Raw genomic sequence first — 21,019 nt, 5'->3', positions numbered from 1 at the left:
TGCCTGTCCTTTATTAAAAGCGCTGGTCTCGTGAGACCTCAGCGAGGCGAACGAAATCGGCAATTTCGAGCTTCTCTCCTCGCTGCTTGGGGTCAATCCCCGCTGCCATAAGCGCCTCTTCGGCTGCGGCGCCAGATCCGTAAATCCCCGATAGGGCCGCACGGAGGGTCTTGCGGCGTTGCGCAAAAGCAGCGTCGATAAGCGGGAAAAGGCGCGCGCGGAATTGCGGCGAGATTTCCCACGGAGCCTCGGGGGCATCGGCGGCATTGGAGTTCTCAGGAGCGTCGGAGCGGGCGTAGCAGTCAATGCGCACAAGCCCGGAATCAACCTTCGGGACCGGCCAAAAGACGTGCGGACCAATGGCACCGGCGCGACGCACTGTGCCGTAGTAGGCGGCCTTGACGCTGGGGACGCCGTAGATCTTGGAGCCCGGCTGAGCCGCCAGCCGGTCAGCGACCTCGGACTGCACCATCACGAGCACACGGCGGATGGTGGGGAGCTCGGCAAGCATGTGCAGCAGCACCGGTACCGAAACGTTGTATGGCAGATTGGCCACCAGCGCATCTGGGGCGGTCTGAAAGTCCTCGCGGCTGACCTTCAGCGCATCTTTCTCAATGAGCTCTAGCGCGCAGCCGTCAGCGCGCTCAGCGACTGTCTGGGGCAAACGCTCCGCCAACCGCGGATCGATTTCAACAGCCGCCGCGCGGCCGCAGTGTTCGAGCAGCCCGAGGGTCAGCGAGCCCAAGCCGGGGCCAACCTCAACAGGGTAGGAATCCTCCGGCAAGTCCGCCGCAGCGACAATTCGACGCACGGTGTTGGCGTCGTGGACGAAGTTCTGCCCCAATTTCTTCGTCGGGACAATATCCAACTGCGCCGCCAGGTCGCGTACTTCGACCGGCCCCAAGAAAGAAACTTCTGCTTTAGTCACAGTTAGATACTACGGGGTCAACACAAAAAATAGGCTTAGCTCGTTATGGCTAGACGGAACTAGCTTTAACGAAGCCCCATGGAAGCGGTACAAGCGGGCCATGCACCCCAACCCTGACCAGCCTGGACGCGCTCGGCGACAGCGATCTGCTGCTCGCGGGAAGCCTGCGATGCACGCGGTGCATACTCAGTACCGCCGTAAGCTGCCCAGGTGGAATCGGTGAACTGTAGACCACCGGAGAAACCGTTACCGGTATCGATAGCCCAGTCGCCGCCGGACTCACACTGAGCCAGCTGATCCCACACACCGTAGCCAGCGGCCGGAGCTGCAATGCGAGACTTAGTGCCCTGGCGAATAGTGGAGATACCCGGAGCCTTTAGCTCCTTTTCTTCCAGGACCTCGCGTCCGAGCTCTTCACCATCGCGAGAGGTGACCTTGACCTGACGCTCTACCTGGCCCGGCTCACCCTCCTGCTCAACGATGCGCTCATCTTCGAACATCGAATCATCTTCAATGATGTGCTCGTGAGCTGGAATCTCCTCAGTCTCGGTGATGGTCTTATCAATCAGACGAGACAGCGCGATGCGCATCCCCTCGGTGACCGGAGCATCCAGACCCGGCTCGACGGTGTCATCTTCACGCAGCTCAATGCCACGCTGAGCCAGCACATCTCCGACGGTCAAAGCCGGGACGGTCAGGTCGATGTCCTTGGCATCGTCGTGAAGCACAATATTCTTGGCACGAACGACGTCGAGTTCGACCCCCTTAGCGGAAATCTCGCCCTTTTCGACCTCGACCTTGTCCTTATCGGAGATGAGCCCCTGCTTCTTCAGACCTTCAATCAGCTCATCGGTAGTGATGGCATTGGTCTTGTGCTCCTGCGGCTTGCCATCGACAATCATCGTGACCGGCTTGGCAGAGCGGTAGACCAGCTTGCCGCCGTCCGTGAGATCGCCCTGACGCTGAACCAGGTCTCCGCCGGTGGTTTCGACACCAGCCTTCTCTAGAATGGCCTTGTCATCCTTGGACCAGGTTGCAATTTGCTCGACCTTGCCGTCAATTTCGACGGTGATGGTGTCGTAGTTGGATGCCGCGACAGTGCCACCCAGAGCAACAGCAGCGACCAGACCGCCAGCAGCGATCTTGGACGAAGTGGAGACTCCGTCGTTAGCACGATTGAGATGACGCTTCTTCGCAGCACTCACGGGGTTCGTCACAGCCTTTCGGAGGATGGGCAGCTATCAGATGAAAGAAATACAGTTTGTAACAGTACGGTAAAGATTCAGTGTTGTCTAAAATATATCGATAAAAGTGACGGGAAATACAACAAACCGCCCCGGCTGCATTTCCACAGCTCAGGGCGGCAATACGCCGGCACGTGCTTAAATGCCGTACACCCGACGTGCGTTATCCGTCAAAATCTGCGCCATCTCCTCCGCCCCGATTTCTCGGGCCGCAGCCATCGCACGCGCCTGATGCCCGATAAAAGTTGACTCATTGCGCGCACCTCGGAACGGCTCCGCGGTCATGTACGGAGCATCGGTTTCCACCAGCAGCTGCTCCGCCGGCGCCTCAGCCACAGCCTGCCGCAGGTAATCATTGCGTTTGAAGGTCACGTTTCCGGTAAAGCTCAGCAGGTAACCGCGCGCAATGGCCTCGCGGGCAACCTCAATGGGCGAGGAGAAGCAGTGCAAAATGACCGTATTGTCATAGCCGTCCAACGCCGCCATCAGATCTTCATCGGCGTCGCGGTTATGAATCATCAACGGCTTGCCGACGGTTGCTGCGAGCTCCATATGCCACTGCAACGCAGCCAGCTGTTCGCTCTTCGACGCGCAGCCGTCGAGAGAATCCAACCAGTACCAATCCAATCCCGTCTCCCCCACGGCCACAACCCTGGGGTCGGCAGCCATGTCGGTTAAGCGGGCCTTGGCGTCGTCGTCAAGCTCGTGTGCGCGCGTCGGATGGATGGCGGCGGCGGCCCAGACGTTGGGGTGCGCGTGTGCGGCGGTAAAGGCCAGTTCGGTTTCCGGCATGCCATCGCCGACCGTGCAAACTCCGACGACGCCCGCTGCGGCGGCACGGTCCATGAGAGCCGCAATCTCCTCCGGAGTTTGCGCCCCGCAGGACGCGAGATGCGTGTGGGCGTCAAACAGCGGAGTGAGATACTCCGCGGGTTCTGCAATTTTGCGTTTGCGCTTTCCCATTCTTCTACTGCGCCCCTACTTCACCTGTGCCCACTCAGGGCCGTGCTCAGCCAACTCAGAGTCGAGCTTGGAGAAAATCGGCTTCGGCTTGGCAAGCTGCGTACCCGGCTCAATGTCGAAGCGATGCCAGGCGGCCTTCTGATTGACGTAGTCACCAGTGATGATTGGGTAGCTCCTGCCCTCTGCCGGCAGGTCTGCGCCGACCGGTTCGACCGGCATGTCGTCCTCGACTTCCTGGACTTCCGGCATTGCGGCCCAGATGCCCTCGCCGCCCAGGGTCTCGAAGACCTTCTGCGCGCTTTCCGGCAGGTACGGGGTCAGCAGGACATTGGCGTCGCTGACTACCTGCAGCGCTGTCCACAACACAGTGGCGAGACGCTCACGCTGGGACTCGTCCTTCGCCAGCTTCCACGGCTCCTGCGCAGCAATGTAGGCGTTCGCCTCCCCGACCAGGTGCATTGCGGCAGTAATACCGGCGCGGAAACGGGACAGTGCGAGTGCGTCGCCGACCTCGGCGAAAGAGCGCTCAGCCAGGTCGAGCAGTTCACGGTCAGCGTCGGTGAGCTCGCCCGGAGTTGGCACCTCACCGAAGTTCTTGAAAGCCATGGACACGGTGCGGTTGACCAGGTTGCCCCAGGAGTTGGCCAGCTCGTTATTCACGCGGCGGACAAACTCATCCCAGGTGAAGTCGGTGTCCTGGTTTTCCGGACCAGCCATGGCGATGAAGTAGCGCAGCGGATCCGGACCGAACTCCGCCAGGAAGTCCTTCACATAGATGACAACGCCCTTGGAAGAGGAGAACTTCGAGCCCGACATGGTCAGGTACTCCGAGGAGACGACCTCCGTCGGCAGGTTCAACTCACCGAGCTCCCCGACTTTACCTCCGCGGGAGCCTTCGCCACGGTAGCCCAGCAGCTCAGCCGGCCAAATCTGGGAGTGGAAGGTGATGTTGTCCTTGCCCATGAAGTAGTAGGACAGCGCCTCCGGGTCATTCCACCACTTGCGCCACGCTTCCGGGTCACCGATGCGCCAGGCCCACTCAATGGAAGCAGATAGGTAACCGACGACAGCGTCGAACCAAACGTATAGTTTCTTGGTTCCGTTTTCCGACCAGCCCTCCAGCGGAATCGGAACACCCCAGTCAATGTCACGGCTCATTGCGCGCGGACGGATGTCCTTCAGGATGTTCAGGGAGAATTTCAGCACATTTGGGCGCCAGTCCTTGCGCCCTTGAAGCCACTCGGTCAAGGCCTCTGCCAGCGCTGGCAGGTCTAGCAGGAAGTGCTCAGTTTCAACGAACTTCGGGGTCTCGCCGTTGATTTTCGACACCGGATCAATCAAATCGGCCGGGTCAAGCTGGTTACCGCAGTTGTCACACTGATCACCGCGGGCACCGGACGCACCACAGATTGGGCAGGTACCTTCGATGTAACGATCCGGCAGCGTCCGACCTGTCGACGGGGAAATCGCACCCATCGTGGTCTGCTTGACCATGTAGCCGTTTTCGTAGAGCCCGCGGAAGAGCTCCTGGACAATCGCGTAGTGGTTGCGCGTGGTAGTGCGCGTAAACAGGTCGTAGGAAAGCCCCAGACCCGCGAGGTCCTGCACAATCTGGCGGTTGTAACGGTCGGCCAATTCCTGGACAGAAACGCCTTCCTTCTCCGCTTGCACAAGCAGCGGCGTGCCATGCTCATCAGTACCGGAGACCATCAGCACGTCATTGCCAATCATTCGCTGGTAGCGAGCGAAAACGTCCGAGGGGACTCCGAAACCTGCAACATGGCCGATATGTCGCGGACCGTTAGCGTACGGCCACGCAACTGCTGTGAAAATGCGAGACATATCTAACAGGGTAATAGATGACCTACCATCACGATGAACTGTGCCCTCATGAAGTCTTCCAAGAACTGTCCCCTAGCGTCATCGCGCGCTCGCGCAGTCACTACGCTTATGTCCTATGTCCACTCGGTCCACCTCCTCCGACTCGGCCGCTGACTTCACTTCGCGCGCGACCACTGCGCTAGCTCGTCTTATCGCCGCCGGTCATCGCCCCGCCGCACTCGTCGGCTCCTGGTTCGGTTATCGCGCAGTTCTCGCCGCCAACGTCGAGCTCACCGCCTGCGATTCGACAGCGCTTTTCACCAGCCCCGGCTCCGATGCGTGGATATTTGGGTTCCGCCCCTACTCCGGCACCAGCGCGCATGGGACCGCTGGCTGCGTCGCATTGCTTGCCGACGACGGCACGTGGCATTTCGACGGCCCCGGCACCGGTGACCCCTCAAATCCGGATTTCCAAGCCCTTCAGGAGGCCATCACTTACTCGCACGAACACACGCGTGACGACGCGCTCCCCGCGGCCACACCACTGGAGTGGGATCAGGGCGACCGAGAACACCACCAGCGTGCGGTGGCGAACTGCAAGGAGGCAATTGCCGCAGGCGAGGTGTATCAAACCTGCATTTCCACACGCTTTCACGCGGAGCTGAATGCGGAATCGGGCACGAACGTCGAGGTGGACAACGCTGCACTAGCCCACGCCGGCGCGTGGTTTTCCTCCCGCGTGGCGCGGTATCAGCCGGCTCGAGCGGCATTCTTGCCCGGCAACCTCGATGCTGGAATTCCAATTCTGACCTCGCTGAGTCCTGAGGAGTTCCTCATCCGCGCGGGCACAAGCGTGACTGAAACTCCTATCAAAGGCACGATTCCCGCTGACCGGCCCCCGCATGAGCTGTTGCGCAGCGATAAGGATGTCGCCGAGAACATCATGATTGTCGACCTGGTGCGCCACGACCTCGGCCAGGTGGCCAAAACTGGCACTGTGAAGGTCACGGATCTACTTAGTGTGCGTCCGGCACCGGGCGTGTGGCACCTGTTTTCCACAGTTTCCGCGGAACTTCCCGATCAGCTCAGCCACGCTGAGTTGATCGATGCCTGCTTCCCACCGGCCTCAGTCACCGGTACACCGAAGCTGCGAGCAATTGAGCTTCTGCGCGAGTGGGAACCCGAGCCCCGTGGTGCTCACTGCGGCGCGATTGGTGCGGCCCACGGGGATGCGCTTGAGCTCAATGTCGCCATTCGTACCGCTGAGTACGCAAAAGACCCGAACTCGGGGAGAGTTCGGGTCGAAGCTGGCATCGGCGGTGGCATCACCATCGGGTCTACACCCGAGGGCGAATGGGCCGAGATTGAGGCCAAGGCCGCACCGCTGCTGTTGGAAAGCTAGTTGCGCAATTTACGAGCACGGCGGCGTTCGCGCTGTTCGGCTGCTTCCGCCAAGCGGCGCTCGCGAGCCATGCGCAGGGCAAACTGACGCTGTTCCTTGTCATCGAGGTACATCGGATCGTCGGAAAGCCCCTTAACCAGCGCCACCATCAGCGCCAAGATAACAATGACGAACGGGCTTGCCGCCAAAATGGTGATGTTCTGCAGGTTGGACAGGGCATCGCTGCCGCCGGTGACCAATAGGACAATCGCAATCAGAGCGGTGAAAATACCCCACATAGCAGTGACCGTGCGCGATGCTGTGAGTCGACCGAACTGGCTCATGGTGCCCATCACCGTGGAGGCAGAATCCGCCGAGGTAATGAAGAAGGTAGCCAGCAGAATCATTGCAATAGCGGAAGTAATCGCGCCACCCGGCAGGGATTCCAGCAGGTTGAACAGCTGGCTCTCAGCCGAGCCGTCGCCATAGATGGAAGCACCCTGCTGCTCACGAGTAATGGCGGTGCCACCAAAGATGGAGAACCATACCGCAGAGACAATCGACGGAACTGCGACGACGGTGAAGACGAACTCACGGATAGTACGGCCGCGAGAAATGCGCGCGATGAACATACCGACAAACGGCGACCAGGAAATCCACCAGGCCCAGTAGAAAATTGTCCAGGACGAGAGCCATTCGCCGGCGGTACCGTCAGCGGAAGCGCTGGAGCGGGCGGCCATCTCAAAGAAGGAATTCAGGTAGCTACCAATAGAAGTCGGAATCAGGTTCAGAATCACCACGGTAGGGCCGAGGACCAACACCAGCAGAGCCAGCAGGCCAGCGGCAACCATGTTGAAGTTCGAAATGTACTGAATGCCCTTGCCTACACCCGACAGCGCAGAAGCCAAAAAGGCACACCCCAGAATGAGGATAAGACCAATCCACAAACTTGTGCCCTTGATGGCAGTGAAACCGTTGATCTCCAAACCAGCGGAAATCTGCAGCACACCAACACCGAGAGAGGCTGCCGTACCGAAGACGGTGGCAAAAATCGCAAGTGCGTCGATAAGCTTGCCCAACCATCCCTCAGCGCGACGTGCGCCAATGAGCGGGATGAACGCCGCGGAAATCAGCTGCTTACGACCAAGACGGTAGGTCGAGTAAGCAATGGCAAGGCCGACGATGGCGTAGAGCGACCACGGGTGCAGAGTCCAGTGGAACATCGTCGATGCCATGGCGGTACCGACTTCCTTTGGCTGGTGACCCGGCACACCTTCGCGGTAGAAGGTCAGTGGCTCAGCAACGCCGTAGAACATCAGACCGATGCCCATACCGGCGGCGAACATCATGGCAACCCAGCTAGGTGTGGAAAACTCTGGTTTCTCGGCGTCCTTGCCCAGGCGGATGTGACCGAACTTGGAAATCGCGATGGACACAATAAAGAAGACAAAGACGGTGCTAGCCAAGATAAACAGCCAGCCGGTGTTCTCCACGACCCAGTTCAGAGAACTAGATGCAAACGTGGAGAAACTGTCCGGCCACACCAGTCCCCAGACGATAATTGCCAGAATTGCGGCAATGGCGGGGACGGTAACCCCGAGGTTCACGGGAGCGTGAGAATCGTCGGCCCTGACTTCGCCAACGACCGACTCCCCTACTTCTTGTTGTATTTCATGTTCTGGTGGATTCGTCATTCCTCCACCATGTCCACCATTGACCTGGGATTTCAACTTAGAATGCGGGTTTTCTCAGGTTTTCTTCATTTTTTCCCAGCTTGCAAAAACTGCCAATAATGGCGTTTACCCTGTTCACTGTCGTGCGCTGGGCATTTCCTGGCACAAAGTAACAATCGCCTAACGATTTTCCTCGCGAGCAGCCAAAACCGCCTGATAGAGATCACGGTGCTTTGTCATTCCAGCCTCCGCCGCAGCCTGCTTCGCGGCGTCCTTCAACCGCATGCCATCAGCCACGAGCTCCTCCACGCGGTCAACTAGGTCCTCCGTGGATACCTCCGTCGCCTGCTGCCCCGCGCCCTCAATCACCACCGTAATTTCTCCGCGGACACCTTCTTCCGCCCACGCAGCCAGTTCTCCCAGCGTCTCGCGGCGAGTCTCTTCAAAGCGCTTGGTCAACTCACGGCTTACCGACGCGCGCCGCTCCTCACCTAAAATCTCCGCGGCATCCGCCAACGTGGCAGCCAATCGATGCGGCGACTCAAAGAAACAACAGGCTCGCTTCTCTGTCTTCAGTGATTCCAACCAGGCCCGGCGCGCCCCCTGTTTACGAGGTGCAAAGCCATCGAAGCAGAAGTGGCCGACACCCAAGCCGCTGAGAGCCAATGCGGTAGTCACCGCGCTCGGTCCCGGTACGCAGGACACCGGCACACCCGCGTCGTGAGCAGCCGCCACCACAGCCAGGCCAGGGTCTGACACCACCGGCATCCCCGCATCGGTCACCACAATGACTTTCTGTCCCGCCTTCGCCGCCTGAATCAGCGACTCAGTGCGGCTCTCTTCGTTGTGATCGAAGTTCGAAACAAACTTCCCCTTGGGGGAAATGCCCAGCGCTGTGGCTAGGTTGCGCGCCCGCCGGGTGTCTTCCGCGGCGATGATATCGGCGTCGATAAGCGCACCGCGCAAGCGGTCGGAGGCATCGGCGATATTGCCCAGCGGCGTTGCCACCAGAGTGATGCCGGGAGCCAGCGTCGTAGCCTCGCTGAGGGGCTCGTTCTCGTGCGGTTGGAAGTTCGATGCCGAATGCGTCATGATTCCATAGCTTAAACTGACATTCGTGACCGATGCCGCTTTAACCCCACCACCGGAAACCGAGCGCCGCGCGAAAAAGCGTTTCCTGCGCCCGATTCCCCCGCTGCCGCCACTGCGGCGGTGGGACAAATGGGATACCGCCACTTTTGTGGTTCTCGGAATCGTCGCAGCGCTAACGCGTTTCATCGGGCTTGCTGCCAAGACCGACAATGGCACCCCGCTCTTCGATGAGAAGCACTATGTGCCGCAGGCATGGCAGATTCTGGCGTCCACGCGCGACCCCATCTCGTCTGGCATTGAGGACAATCCCGGCTACGGTCTGATTGTGCATCCGCCAGTGGCCAAGCAGGTCATCGCCTTGGGCGAGTGGATCTTCGGTTATTCACCAATGGGCTGGCGATTTATGTCGGCGGTGTGTGGCACGCTGGTTATCCTGCTGCTCATGGACATCGTCCGACGCATCTCTCGCGGCTCGCGGTTGGCGGTGGGTATTGCTGGTCTCTACGCGCTTGCCGACGGAGTGCTGTTTGTCTCCTCTCGGGTCGGCATGCTGGACATGATTCAGACCTTCTTCATCATCGCGGCCGCGTGGGCACTTCTCATTGACCAGGCCGATGCCCGCAAGCGCCTGGAATCCGCCACGGAGCTAGGTAGTTTCGGCCCCTATCTCAGTTATCGCTGGTGGCGACTGCTCGCCGGCATCATGCTGGGGCTTGCCACCGGGGTGAAGTGGTCCGGTCTGTACTACATGGCCGCATTCGGCCTGTGGTCTGTCTTCACGGATCTGGTGTCACGCAAGAATGCCGGTGCGGACAAGCCCATGCTCGGCGCGCTCGCCCGCGATACCGCCCCGGCGTTGCGTGATCTGGTGGTGGTTCCGCTGGGCGTTTACTTCTTAAGTTGGCGTTCCTGGTTCGCCGAAGAAACGTCGGTCTATCGCCATGTCTCGCCCGAAGACCGCGATACGGGACTTCCCGGCACCGGCTGGCTTCCCGAGGCCGTGCAGAACTACCTGCACTACCAAAACAGCGTGCTGAAGTTCCACGCCGAGCTGACCACCTCTAATGGCCACAAACACCCTTGGGAGTCCAAGCCCTGGGAGTGGCTGGTCAGCTGGCGCCCAATGCTCTACTACTCCACCGAAACCACCTGTAGTGGCGGCCAGGAGTGCAAGGGCTGGATGATGCTCTTTGGCACCCCGCCCATCTGGTGGTTGCTGGTCCCCGTGGTCCTGTGGGCCACATGGCGCTGGCTCGGCCGCCGCGACGGCCGCTACGCGCTGCCAGTCATCGGGTTCCTCGCCTCGTGGCTGCCGTGGGTCATCGGCTACGACCGTCAGATGTACTTCTTCTACGCCACCGCGCTGATTCCATTCGTACTCATCGCCTTTGCTCTGCTTGCCGACGATCTCTCACACTGGTGGCCTCGCGATAAGCCGGTGGGGTTAGTAATCGTTGGCGCACACGCCGCACTAGTGGTGGCCGCGTTTGTGTTCTGGCTGCCGATTTTGACCGGCTACCCGCTGCCTCTCAACCACTTCGATTGGCGGTTCTGGTTGCCGTCCTGGAGCTAGTGCCGCTGTGGCGGCACGCCTGTGACCGGCAACCCGGAGGCGGCTCGCCATGCCTGTGCGATTGCCGTCGGCGTATAACCGCCCAGCCACACAACGGCCAGTGTCAAAGCGGAGACAAACATCAAGGCCAGGCCAGCGATCTCTGATGCTCCCTGAGCGCCGATGAGAATGTCACGAATACCAAAACCGATGCTGAACGTGGCGACGGCACCGTAGACCGGCGCCATGCCCATGGCAGCGCGTGGCCGCCAGGCAGCCCAGAACAATCCCACTGCCAATGCAAGCCGAATTGCCGCGAGTTGGATGGCAAGGCGTGCTCCGAGCTCCATTGGGTCAACGGTGGCAGTGGAACCGTCGATAGGCGCTTCCGTGCTTGTTGCGATTCCTGCACCGTCCTGCGGCTGCGTCGAGGAAAGTCCGAGCGTCATCATGCCGGAGGCGTCGACCAGTGTCGCAATCCCCCAGACCGCCCAGCAAAGGCCCAGTGCAATGAGCACCCCGCGGGCGGTGCCGGCCATGAGCAGCCATGCGCGCTCACGCCGCCGGCGCTCCGGTTCGATGGAGACCAAAATGCGCTCCGAGAGATCATCCGTGGAAATCTCCGGCATACCATCGGCAGGCCCAACCGTAAGGGCGCGGTTCAGCCGCACCGCTCGCTCGTACCAAGCTCGGCACTCCTCGCAGGCCCCAAGATGGGCATCGATGACTTCATCGGCAATGCTTGCCTGCTCGCCATCGAGGCGAGCTGACAATGCTGCGCGAATTTCCTCGCACTCCACGGGGGATCTCCACCGCCTTTAACTCTTAAGGGGGTTGTACCTAATGAGGTCTTACCTGATGAACTGCCTGTCCAAACTGAAACGGCCAGCCCCGAAAACGAAAATCATCACCAGCCCACCGATGAGTGACATCACAAGCTCTGCACCGTTGTCGCGGATAAACAGGCCATTGCCCAAGTGCATCGACCACCAGGCACCAATCATCTCAATGATGAAGACCATCGCCACCGTCGGTGCCAAGAGTCCCAGAATCAGCAACGCGCCTCCGACCAGTTCGACTAGAGCGACAACCCAGACCGTCAAGTGCGCCTGCGGGATATTCGCGGCGACAAAGTAACCGGTCGTCTTGTCGATACCGGTGATAAAAATCTTGTCCCAGCCATGGCAGATGAAGATAATTCCGAGTATCAGGCGGAGAATCACGAGCGCGATATCGCGCATTACCGGTCGATCCATGAGGGACATGCTACCCGACGGCACGGTCAAAACACGGTAGCACTGCGGCTGCGAGAGGCCAGCGACTTAAACATGCAAAAAGGCTTCTCCCAACCCCTCGGGAGAAGCCTTCCGCCAAACACACCCGGTGTGTCATGTCTTAGGTAGTGACATCGTAACAGGCCGAGTTTCTAACAAAAAATCGCGCTGACGTGCTCAGACAACTTTAAGGTTGTTCTACGGCTCAGTTCACAGGACTAGCTCACACGAGCCTGTGGCATTTCGTCATAATCGTCGTCATCAAAGCGGTAGTCAGTGTAGGCCAGATCTGCGAAATCCGGGTCCTCATCATCAAGCTCGACCACTACCGCGCCCGGACGGCGCAGACGCTGTGGAATTCCCAGCTCATCATCCTCGCGGTTACGCACGCCGAGGCGGGCCATCTTCATACGGCGAATTCGGCGAGCCCGCAGTTCCTGCTCTGCACGCACGGTGCGGCGCAGGTTGACCAGGTACAGGGTCATCAAGCCGACACCGACCAGTGGAATCCACCAGGTCCAACCACCGGCGAAAGCAGCGATGATGACCGTGACCGCGATGAACGCTGCCAGCCCAGCAACCGAACGGCGGCGGCGGGCAAAGCGAGTCTCAGCGTACTGGGCATCCGAAATCGGATCGAACCCACCACGACCACGGCGCTTCTCAGCGAACGCGTAATCATCTTCGGTCAAGGTGTCATCGACAGCGACTGCGTCATCGTTGGACTCGACACTGTGGTCGCTGTCGTCCTCGCCGGTCTCGTCGGGTTCCGCCTGCTCGTCTACGGTGTCTGCTGCCTCTTCAGTCTCAGAGAGAGCCTCAGCGTCCGCGTGCTCAGCGTCAGCCGCGGCACCGGAATCAGCGTCAGATTCAACGGCATCTTCGAACATCAAGTCATCGGCGTCGACAAACTGACGGCGAACGTCAACGCTCACATCGGAAGAGGACTCATCTGCACGAACCACGTCACCTTCGGCGGAGGCAACGGCGGAGTCAGATTCAGCATCCTCGTCATTAACGACAGCCTGCAGCGACTGGTCTGCAGACTCATCATCGGACACGTCCATGTCAGAGCGGTCAGAAGACTCAGCAGTGGCTTCCTCGGTAGCGGAATCATCCGCCTGCGGGGTCTCCTCTTCTGCATCTGCCGCTTCCAGCTCGTAGACGATATCGCCGTCAACGACGGCCGGGTCGGCCGCCTCGTCCACGGTGTCGTCGATAAGCACGTCGCTGACATCGAAGTCATCGTCGACCTGCGCGTCAACGGTTTCGAGAGAATCGTCGACTTCTTCGGCCACGCGCACGTCCGACTCCTTAAAAGACGGACGGCGGCGCGTCGTGGCCAACTCCTCGCCACCACGATGCAGCACGCGGGTCTTACCAAGCGCATCGGAGGTACGACGGATCGGCTTGCGCGTATTGACCACCAGCGGGGCCAGCACAAACAGCCACAGTACAACGATGAGTATCAGCAACAGTGAAGTTGACATATTTTGTGTCTCCTTGCGATTTCGCCCGGGGTTTCGCCGTCTCTCCCCGGCCCAAATACGCCACCCACATGCCCTTCCACAGAGGCATTTGCGAAGGCAGTCAGCGTATCTAGAGCGAATTCGCCCAATAGTAGAGTTGTCATCACCCTATCGGCGTGTGTTACTCAGACTACTCAGGCGCGCCGTTGCGGTGGGTATTTCTCCGCCTCTTCATATTGCGCGCGACCACTCGCCACGATGAGGTCCACTGCACTGTCCTCCCCCACCCGCGCATAGGTCAGATGATCGCGCCACGCGCCATCCATATGGAAGGCTTCCCGCGCCACGCCTTCGTACTCGAACCCACAGTTTTCCAGCACGCGTATCGACGGGACATTGCTGTCCAACACAGTCGCTTCAATTCGGTGGACGCCAACTCTCTTGGCATAATCCGACGCCAACGCCACTGCCGCAGTGGCGACCCCTCCACATGTAAAGCCGCTGCCGACCCAGTAGCCAATCCATGCGTGAGCGACGGGGAAAGGCGTAATACCGCCGAGTGTGAGCATGCCGGCGAACTGGCCGTCTACCTCAATGGTGGAGACAATCATGTCTCCCGCAGCCTCTGAACGACGCCAACTGCGCAGGTTACGGCGGAAAACAGAAGCCCTGTGGGCGTTATCCCAGTCGTCCTCGAGGGTTGGCTCCACGGGGCGCAAAATGGGCTCGTCACGCAGCCGCAGTGCCCGCCATGCAGAGGCATCAGAGCGCTCTGGCACACGCAGGCGGACTCGGCCGCCACTGGTTACTAGACGAGAAGTACGCACAGCAACAATACTCGCGGTAGTGGAGTGAGGTTAGGCCTGGCGCGCCATGAACAGCACGTCAACTACATCTCCCGGACGCACGTGCAGCACGTCTTCCGGAATCACGATGAGGCTGTTGGCTTCCGACATACCGGCCAAAAGGTGGGCTTGCGCACCGCCGGAACCTCCCAGCGGCTGCACCATGTATTCGCCGGTCTCGCGGTCACGCATGAGCTGGCCACGAATGTAGCCACGGCGCTTCTCCGCCGACTCGATCGGGCCGACAGCACGAGCGGTGACAGCGCGGCGGCGGGGATTGCGCTTCCCCAACGCCAGCCGAATGAGGGGACGAACCATGACCTCAAAAACGACCAATGCGCCGACCGGATTCGACGGCAGGAGGAACGTTGGAATCTTGTCATCTCCCAGCAGACCAAAGCCCTGGACTGAACCAGGATGCATAGCGATGCGGGAAACATCAACCTCGCCCAATTCAGCCAGCACACGGCGAATCTGCTCACCTGCGGCACCGCCGACAGCCCCCGTGATGACCAAAAGCTCACTGCGAATGAGCTGGCCTTCGATGATTTCTCGGATGCGACGGGGCTCACCGGTGGCAATACCCACTCGGTGTACCTCGGCCCCGGCATCGCGGCCGGCTGCTGCCAACGCGTAGGAGTTGACGTCGTAGACCTGACCGAGCCCCGGCGTGCGGTCAACATCGACCAACTCATTACCAATGGAAATCACGGACATACGCGGCTTGGGGTGCACCAAAACCTTCGAACGCCCCACCGCTGCCAGCAATCCAACCTGTGACGGCGAAATCACCGAGTCCAAGGACACAGCCACGTCACCCGGCTGCACGTCGTCGCCAACCTTGCGCACAAAGTCACCGGAGTAGACCGGATGGAGAACATTAACTCGACGGCCACCGCGGTCGGTCCAGTTTAGGGGCACGACGGCGTCGGCAAGCGATGGCAGCGGCGCACCAGTTTGTACGCGCACGGCCTGCTTCGGCTGTAGCCGCATCGGATGGTGAGATCCGGCTGTCACCTCACCGACAACAGGTAGCTCAACCTCGCGAAAATCAACATCACTCTGACGCGCATCCGGAGGTAAAGGCCCAGATTCACCGACGATATCGACAGCCCGCACCGCATAACCATCGATTGCTGACTGCACGAACCCCGGCAACGGCTGCTCAGCGATGACATCCTCAGCGCACAGCATGCCGAGGGATTCCGAAATAGCAACGCGCACAGGATCAGGCATCACAGCGTGTGCGGTGATTGCCGCCAACTGTTCTTCCACAGAACGCATGTTTTACCTTCCTCGGCACCAACCCGCGGTGCGCTTTATGGCTATTCAGCTTCTCAGTACAAGCCTCTATAAAAAGGCTTTAAGCCTGTTCATCCTGCGCCAGACGCTGCTGCATGTAGTCGCGCAGCCCCTCGCCGTAGTCCGGATGCCTGAGTCCAAAGTCTACGCAAGCACGAATGAAGCCACCAGGATTTCCCAGGTCATGGCGGAACCCCTTGTGAACGACCACATGAACCGGATGCCCCTCTTGAATCAGCAGCTCAATTGCATCGGTGAGCTGGTATTCGCCGCCCTTACCGCGCGGGATGCGGCGCAGCGCATCGAAGATGGCGCGATCGAGCAAGTAACGTCCGACTGCAACGAAGTTGGATGGAGCATCCGCAGGGTCCGGCTTTTCCACCATGCCCTTGACTCGCTTCACATCGTCCCAGGCATCAGCGTCGGCCGCGTCAGCACCGAGCTCACCAGACTCCGCCGGGGTGGCGTCCTCAATATCGAAGACACCGTAGTTGTAGACCTCTTCATGAGGAATTTCCAGCGCACACAGCACCGAACCACCAAAGCGCTCGCGCACTTCCGTCATCCGATCCATCACGCCCACTGGGAGCACGAGATCGTCGGGAAGCATGACAGCAACGCTGTCCTCATCGTCTTCGAGCAGCGGCTCTGCGACCAACACCGCATGCCCCAGGCCCAGCGGTCGATCTTGAACAACGGATTCCACGCGAATGACCTCGGTGGCGCGGCGTACCTTCGCTGCAATCTTGTCCTTGCCACGCTCGGCGAGAGTCTGCTCAAGGTCCGGGCGCGGGTCGAAGTGCCCAAGCACGCCATCCTTACTCGGCGCTGTGACAATAGCCAGGCGTTGCGCACCAGTGGCGGCGGCCTCTTCAGCAATCATCTCGATGCCCGGCGTATCAACTACGGGCAGCAATTCTTTCGGCACTGTCTTGGTGGCAGGCAAGAATCGCGTACCCATGCCCGCGGCAGGAACGATGACAGTTCGAACCGGAGTAGTCATGTCCGAACCAGACTCTTTAGACGATGAGACCATAATGGCAACGATACCTATATAACTTCCATTTGCTCGGAGGCTGACCCCGCTTTTTCAACGCATTAATCAGAAATTTTCTCCTGCGCGGACGACAGAGGTCTCTCCCCTACCTGACAGAGTAGGTTTGCAGGTATGGCTCCGCTTCCCGAAACCACGTCTGATTTCAAAACCCGCACACGGTACGAGGTACTCGCCGCACGCGCCGCCAAGGGGCAGCGTGAGCGCATGCTTGACGACGAAGCACTGGCACAGCGGTTGCAAGAATGGTTATCCAATACCGTCGGCGACCTCGCAAAACCCGTCATTGCCGCTTATGTCCCCGCTGGCGACGAACCCGGCGCAAGCGTTTCTAGTTCGACTGGTGGTGAGCCCGGCCAGGGCTTTGTGGAGGCTCTGGCCAACGCGGTTCCCGGAGCACGAATTCTGCTTCCCGTCTGCCCGCCCGGTCCACCACAACCGCTGCACTGGGGTTACTACAACGGCAGCTTCCACAAGGGCCGATTTGGACTCTTAGAACCTGTTTCGGTGGAAGACTCTGCTGGCCCAGCTGAGCTGGGTGTTGCCGACGCCATTATTCTGCCGGCAGTTGCGGCCGACCTCGCAACCGGGATGCGGTTAGGGCGTGGCGCTGGTTACTACGATCGCAGCTTGGTTTTCGCTCGACGCGACGACGATACGGATGGAGCGAGAACTGCGGTCATCGCTGTTGCGGTTTTCGACACCGAATTGCGCACGGAGCTTGCCTACGATGAGCACGACATTCCTGCCGATTATGTGATCACGCCAGCGGGGATTTCACAGATTTAATGGAACCGATTCCGGGATTTTCGCGCCTAACTTAATATGAGCCCAAAATATTCGTCCCGGTTTCCGCGTCCATTCCGAAAGCTCCGCCCCACAACTATTCGGCGGATGGTTGCCCTCACTGTTTTCCTATGCGCAGTCGGCCTGGCGGCGGTGGAGTCATTGACACCCCGCAGCGGCCATATTCGGGTAGTGGTTAGCGCCAAATCCATTGCCGCTGGCGCATCGGTGGCAGAACAAGATGTGGCTTTCAAGGACATTCCCCGGGAGCTCGTTCCCGGTGGAGCCGTAACGGACATCGCCTCTGTGCGGGGACGCACCCTGGCCACCGGCATGTCACCGAGAGAGATAATTACAGAGCAGCGAATGGTCGGCCCGTCACTTGCCAAGTCGCTGACGGGGACGTCGGAAAGCAAAATTATTGCCATCACGTTGACTGATGCGGGCATTGTGTCCGCTCTTCGCACTGGTGACAGCGTGGATATTGTGTCGACAGCGGATGAGCGCGGGGTGGCGGCGCCGCTTGCACACGGGGCAAGGGTGGTCAACATCGTCGACGATGAGGTGGTCTTGGTCGCTCTGCCCACCGGCGCCGCGGAGGTGGTGGCTGCGACATCGCTAGCATCTCCGCTCACACTGTTACTCGCGGGTTAGTGACCAAAATCTCACTGGTTCAAAGAATTTACGGCTCTGAACAGTGTTTTTCGCAGAAAGTTGACTTGTCCCACAACTTAGTGCAGGGATACAATGGCCAGGCAATTCAAAACTACGATTAGAGCGAAGAAGAGTGGCACTGCCTGATATCGCACTGCCCCGTTTCTCAAAATCGTATGGGCCTGCCATGAGCAACACGATGACTCACAGGTCTCGTTTGGTTTGTTCCGTTTCTACAGAAGGAAATTTCCTATGCTTAAGGGCTTTAAAGAGTTCATCATGCGCGGCAACGTCATCGACCTGGCGGTCGGTGTTGTCATCGGTGCTGCGTTCACCGCAATCGTCACTGCTTTCACCGACAGCCTGCTCGAGCCGCTGCTGAACACCATCGGTGGCGCAGAGGTCACTGGCCTTGGCTTCGAAATCATCAGCGGCAACCCGTCGACCTACCTTGACTTCGCAGCTGTCATCACCGCAGTCATCAACTTCCTGCTGGTCGCAGCGGTTGTCTACTTCGTCATCGTTGCTCCGATGAACAAGTTCAACGCGATGCGTGAGGCTCGTCTGGAGACCTCCGCTGAACCGGAGGTCACCGAGGCTGACCTGCTGACTGAGATTCGTGACCTGCTGGCAGAGCAGAACGGCAAGCCGAAGACGGAGCTGAACTAGCCTCTAGCTGCTAGTTGCGAGCTTCCGATAAGAAGCTAACTAACGCTTTTTACACAGCGCTCATCCCCAATGGGGTGGGCGCTGTTTTGTCCAGTAGTCCGCATCAAAATCACGAGCATCCTCCGGGGATTCATCGTGATAGTGCACTGTGCGCGCAGTTTTCGCACTGCGCGACTGGGCAAAGTTTTTCGCCGGTGCACCTGCGCGACGACGCTGCCTACGGCTGCCACTGCGCGGCGCGGCTTGCTCAGGCTGATTGGGCTGCTTAGCGTCGCCCATTCCTAGACGCTCCAGCGGCAGAGGTCATCAAGCACGTGAGAGACCAGCGGGAGAATTGTCGCCATGCCATCGCGCACTGCAGCGCGAGACTCCGCGAGATTGATAATCACTGTCTGACCGGACACACCGGCCAAACCGCGGGACAGCCCCGCATCCAAGGCGCCAGCTCCCATACCGGAGTTACGAATAGCCTGCTCGATGCCCTGCAGCCGCACATCGAGAACCTTGCGAGTGGCATCCGGAGTCTTCGCACGAGGACCAACTCCAACACCACCCACCGTGACGACCAAATCTGCGCCACCGACAACAGCGGTATCTAGAGCCTTCCGGATCTCACGCTTCACTGCACCCGTGCTGACCACGGCATCGACCGAGTAGCCGTCTTCTTCCAACAGCTCAACCATGAGCGAAGCCGCACCATCCGGGTTCTCGAAATGGTCGCCCACGAGGACAACGAACGCATTTCGGACCTGGCCGTCGTCGTTGATAAGACGCTCCATCTCAGCGAGGTTGACGTCACTTGGCTCAGTACTCACGGTTTCACTCATCTGCTCTATCTCGCTTTCTCCCACAGCTTTTCACTCGAAGTTTCACTCGAAAACTCTTCTACAGATGGTGAGGTACTCACTCCACCACGCTGCCTATCAATCCTGGGCTTCTGCCAAGGTGACATCGACCGTTCGCTCGTTGCCGCCTCGCTCATCTGTAACTGTAAGTGTGACAGAATCCCCGATCCGATGCGACCGAATAGCCGCAATTAGTGCAACGCCGTTGTCAAGTGTGCGGTCATCAACCTTGGTAATCAGGTCACCATCTTTCAGCCCCGCTTTATCAGCTGGGCCACCTGGCGTTACCTCTCGCACCAGTGCACCACGTGCAATCGGACGCGAATCGATCTGGGCGCCAATGACAGGCATCCGCGCCTTGCCGGAATCGATCAGGTCTTCCGCTATGCGACGAGCCTGATTAACCGGAATTGCGAAACCAAGGCCAATGCTGCCCGCCTGCTCCGACGCCTCACTGTTAGAGGCAATCACGCTGGGCACACCGATGAGGTTGCCTTCCATGTCCACTAGCGCTCCGCCGGAGTTACCCGGATTAATCGCCGCATCGGTCTGGATTGCATCAATGACCGAGGACTGACCGTCTTCACCAGCGGCGGTCACCGGACGGTTCTTAGCGGAGACAATGCCCTGCGTAACAGTGGAGGTCAGTCCCAGTGGCGAACCAACGGCTACCACTTCCTGGCCAACCTGAACCTGCGAGGAGTTGCCCAGCGAGATTGGGCGCAGCCCGTTAACACCTTCAATTCGAATAACGGCAATATCCGTAGCCGCATCCCCTGCAACCAGAGTTGCCGGGTGCGTGGTGCCGTCGGAAAGCAGGACTTCCATATGTGCGTCCGGACCCGCGCCTGCGACGACGTGATTATTCGTCAGCACCAGACCGTCGGACGACAGAATGGAGCCTGACCCCGACGCCATGCCCCGCTCCGAGGCAGTGGTGATGGAGACGACACTGGGAAGGACCTTCTGCGCGACCTTCTCCACGGACCCCTCAGCTGCTGCTACCTGACGGGTTTCCGCAGGCTTATCCAGCGCGTTGTCCGCGGGGGCCGACGACTGCGAGTTGTGAACTACCCATGCGCCGACACCACCACCGATACCGGCCGAGCACAGCATCAGGGCAGCGACTGCCAGCGCCCCCATGCCCTTAGCCCCCTGGGCACCCTTGGTCTTCTGCTGATTGGCCGCAACGTCCCACTCTGAACCGCCTCCGTAAGCGCCGTTCGGCTGAGACGGGATGGTGTTGTAGTGGGAATTCTCCCAGCCGCGCTCATTGACAGAAAACTGGTTTGTCTCACCAGCATCCCCAATGGCACGGTTCTCGCTGAAGTTGTGAGATTGCGAGGAGTAGTGTCCCCGCTCATCTCCTCGCGAGGAATCGTTGAAAGAGTTGCTCATACGTAATACCTTGCACTGTCTGTCTAACAATTGGCTGAGAGCAGTCTGCGGTCTCGCCGATAATTCCCC

20 protein-coding genes are annotated in these 21,019 nt (G+C 59.6%); 5 read left to right on the top strand and 15 right to left on the bottom strand.

Annotation, left to right across the window (positions count from 1 at the left end; translation table 11 throughout):
* Nucleotides 1–13: 13 nt before the first annotated feature.
* The 4 genes from rsmA to metG form a co-directional block, all read right to left on the bottom strand.
* Nucleotides 14–928 (bottom strand): 16S rRNA (adenine(1518)-N(6)/adenine(1519)-N(6))-dimethyltransferase RsmA, encoded by a 915-nt coding sequence (rsmA, locus tag HMPREF2820_RS03570; RefSeq protein ID WP_070602810.1) that lies wholly within the window; start codon nucleotides 926–928, stop codon nucleotides 14–16.
* Between the two features lie 65 nt (nucleotides 929–993).
* On the bottom strand, nucleotides 994–2,145 hold the full coding sequence (locus tag HMPREF2820_RS11090) for a resuscitation-promoting factor (protein WP_284837538.1): 1,152 nt from the start codon (nucleotides 2,143–2,145) through the stop codon (nucleotides 994–996).
* Nucleotides 2,146–2,310: 165 nt separating this feature from the next.
* Nucleotides 2,311–3,135 (bottom strand): TatD family hydrolase, encoded by an 825-nt coding sequence (locus HMPREF2820_RS03560; RefSeq protein WP_070602805.1) that lies wholly within the window; start codon nucleotides 3,133–3,135, stop codon nucleotides 2,311–2,313.
* Nucleotides 3,136–3,150: 15 nt separating this feature from the next.
* Nucleotides 3,151–4,977, bottom strand: a complete 1,827-nt coding sequence (gene metG, locus HMPREF2820_RS03555) for a methionine--tRNA ligase (RefSeq protein WP_070602803.1) — start codon at nucleotides 4,975–4,977, stop codon at nucleotides 3,151–3,153.
* A gap of 115 nt (nucleotides 4,978–5,092) precedes the next feature.
* On the opposite strand from metG, the gene HMPREF2820_RS03550 reads away from it, so the two are divergent.
* Complete coding sequence (locus HMPREF2820_RS03550) at nucleotides 5,093–6,358, top strand: aminodeoxychorismate synthase component I (RefSeq protein WP_070602801.1); 1,266 nt, start codon at nucleotides 5,093–5,095, stop codon at nucleotides 6,356–6,358.
* Here HMPREF2820_RS03550 and HMPREF2820_RS03545 read toward each other — a convergent pair.
* Both HMPREF2820_RS03545 and rsmI read right to left on the bottom strand, forming a co-directional pair.
* Nucleotides 6,355–8,031: a BCCT family transporter gene (locus HMPREF2820_RS03545; protein ID WP_083308412.1), complete on the bottom strand. Its 1,677-nt coding sequence runs from the start codon at nucleotides 8,029–8,031 to the stop codon at nucleotides 6,355–6,357. The genes HMPREF2820_RS03550 and HMPREF2820_RS03545 overlap by 4 nt on opposite strands.
* A gap of 159 nt (nucleotides 8,032–8,190) precedes the next feature.
* Nucleotides 8,191–9,102 (bottom strand): 16S rRNA (cytidine(1402)-2'-O)-methyltransferase, encoded by a 912-nt coding sequence (rsmI, locus tag HMPREF2820_RS03540; protein ID WP_070602796.1) that lies wholly within the window; start codon nucleotides 9,100–9,102, stop codon nucleotides 8,191–8,193.
* A 25-nt stretch (nucleotides 9,103–9,127) separates the two neighbouring features.
* Between rsmI and HMPREF2820_RS03535 the strand changes: the two genes are divergently transcribed.
* On the top strand, nucleotides 9,128–10,675 hold the full coding sequence (locus tag HMPREF2820_RS03535) for a dolichyl-phosphate-mannose--protein mannosyltransferase (protein ID WP_070602794.1): 1,548 nt from the start codon (nucleotides 9,128–9,130) through the stop codon (nucleotides 10,673–10,675).
* Here the strand turns inward: HMPREF2820_RS03535 and HMPREF2820_RS03530 are convergent.
* The 6 genes from HMPREF2820_RS03530 to HMPREF2820_RS03505 all read right to left on the bottom strand — a co-directional run bounded on the left by HMPREF2820_RS03530 (nucleotide 10,672) and on the right by HMPREF2820_RS03505 (nucleotide 16,580).
* On the bottom strand, nucleotides 10,672–11,454 hold the full coding sequence (locus HMPREF2820_RS03530) for a zf-HC2 domain-containing protein (RefSeq protein ID WP_070602793.1): 783 nt from the start codon (nucleotides 11,452–11,454) through the stop codon (nucleotides 10,672–10,674). The two genes, HMPREF2820_RS03535 and HMPREF2820_RS03530, sit on opposite strands and share 4 nt — an antisense overlap.
* A 51-nt stretch (nucleotides 11,455–11,505) precedes the next feature.
* Nucleotides 11,506–11,910: a DoxX family protein gene (locus HMPREF2820_RS03525; protein WP_038629133.1), complete on the bottom strand. Its 405-nt coding sequence runs from the start codon at nucleotides 11,908–11,910 to the stop codon at nucleotides 11,506–11,508.
* Nucleotides 11,911–12,146: 236 nt separating this feature from the next.
* Complete coding sequence (gene glpR, locus HMPREF2820_RS03520) at nucleotides 12,147–13,418, bottom strand: divisome protein SepX/GlpR (protein ID WP_070602791.1); 1,272 nt, start codon at nucleotides 13,416–13,418, stop codon at nucleotides 12,147–12,149.
* A 173-nt stretch (nucleotides 13,419–13,591) separates the two neighbouring features.
* Nucleotides 13,592–14,224, bottom strand: a complete 633-nt coding sequence (locus tag HMPREF2820_RS03515) for a GNAT family N-acetyltransferase (RefSeq protein WP_048733595.1) — start codon at nucleotides 14,222–14,224, stop codon at nucleotides 13,592–13,594.
* A 30-nt stretch (nucleotides 14,225–14,254) separates the two neighbouring features.
* The gene (gene glp / locus HMPREF2820_RS03510) at nucleotides 14,255–15,526 is read right to left on the bottom strand and encodes a molybdotransferase-like divisome protein Glp (protein ID WP_048733598.1); all 1,272 of its coding nucleotides are present in this window, start codon (nucleotides 15,524–15,526) and stop codon (nucleotides 14,255–14,257) included.
* Between the two features lie 79 nt (nucleotides 15,527–15,605).
* Nucleotides 15,606–16,580 (bottom strand): UTP--glucose-1-phosphate uridylyltransferase, encoded by a 975-nt coding sequence (locus HMPREF2820_RS03505; RefSeq protein WP_016423265.1) that lies wholly within the window; start codon nucleotides 16,578–16,580, stop codon nucleotides 15,606–15,608.
* Nucleotides 16,581–16,712: 132 nt separating this feature from the next.
* Here HMPREF2820_RS03505 and HMPREF2820_RS03500 point away from each other — a divergent pair, with 132 nt between their 5' ends.
* The 3 genes from HMPREF2820_RS03500 to mscL all read left to right on the top strand — a co-directional run bounded on the left by HMPREF2820_RS03500 (nucleotide 16,713) and on the right by mscL (nucleotide 18,707).
* On the top strand, nucleotides 16,713–17,387 hold the full coding sequence (locus tag HMPREF2820_RS03500; protein ID WP_070602790.1) for a 5-formyltetrahydrofolate cyclo-ligase: 675 nt from the start codon (nucleotides 16,713–16,715) through the stop codon (nucleotides 17,385–17,387).
* A gap of 105 nt (nucleotides 17,388–17,492) precedes the next feature.
* Nucleotides 17,493–18,038 (top strand): SAF domain-containing protein, encoded by a 546-nt coding sequence (locus HMPREF2820_RS03495; RefSeq protein ID WP_224433571.1) that lies wholly within the window; start codon nucleotides 17,493–17,495, stop codon nucleotides 18,036–18,038.
* Between the two features lie 252 nt (nucleotides 18,039–18,290).
* Nucleotides 18,291–18,707 carry a large-conductance mechanosensitive channel protein MscL gene (mscL, locus tag HMPREF2820_RS03490; protein ID WP_016423268.1) on the top strand — a complete coding sequence of 139 codons (417 nt, stop codon included), beginning with the start codon at nucleotides 18,291–18,293 and terminating at the stop codon, nucleotides 18,705–18,707.
* A 60-nt stretch (nucleotides 18,708–18,767) separates the two neighbouring features.
* Here the strand turns inward: mscL and HMPREF2820_RS10955 are convergent, their stop codons facing one another.
* From HMPREF2820_RS10955 to HMPREF2820_RS03480, 3 genes are all read right to left on the bottom strand, one after another.
* Complete coding sequence (locus tag HMPREF2820_RS10955; RefSeq protein WP_083276386.1) at nucleotides 18,768–18,986, bottom strand: hypothetical protein; 219 nt, start codon at nucleotides 18,984–18,986, stop codon at nucleotides 18,768–18,770.
* Nucleotides 18,987–18,988: 2 nt separating this feature from the next.
* Entirely contained in the window at nucleotides 18,989–19,558 is a 570-nt protein-coding gene (locus HMPREF2820_RS03485; protein ID WP_005511427.1) for a MogA/MoaB family molybdenum cofactor biosynthesis protein, read from the bottom strand.
* 72 nt (nucleotides 19,559–19,630) lie between these two features.
* Nucleotides 19,631–20,950, bottom strand: a complete 1,320-nt coding sequence (locus HMPREF2820_RS03480) for a S1C family serine protease (RefSeq protein WP_070602788.1) — start codon at nucleotides 20,948–20,950, stop codon at nucleotides 19,631–19,633.
* Between the last annotated feature and the right edge of the window lie 69 nt (nucleotides 20,951–21,019).

It is taken from the genome of Corynebacterium sp. HMSC064E08, assembly GCF_001811805.1.
Taxonomy (GTDB): Bacteria; Actinomycetota; Actinomycetes; order Mycobacteriales; family Mycobacteriaceae; genus Corynebacterium; species Corynebacterium jeikeium_D.
This window is presented reverse-complemented; position numbering and strand designations above follow the sequence as displayed.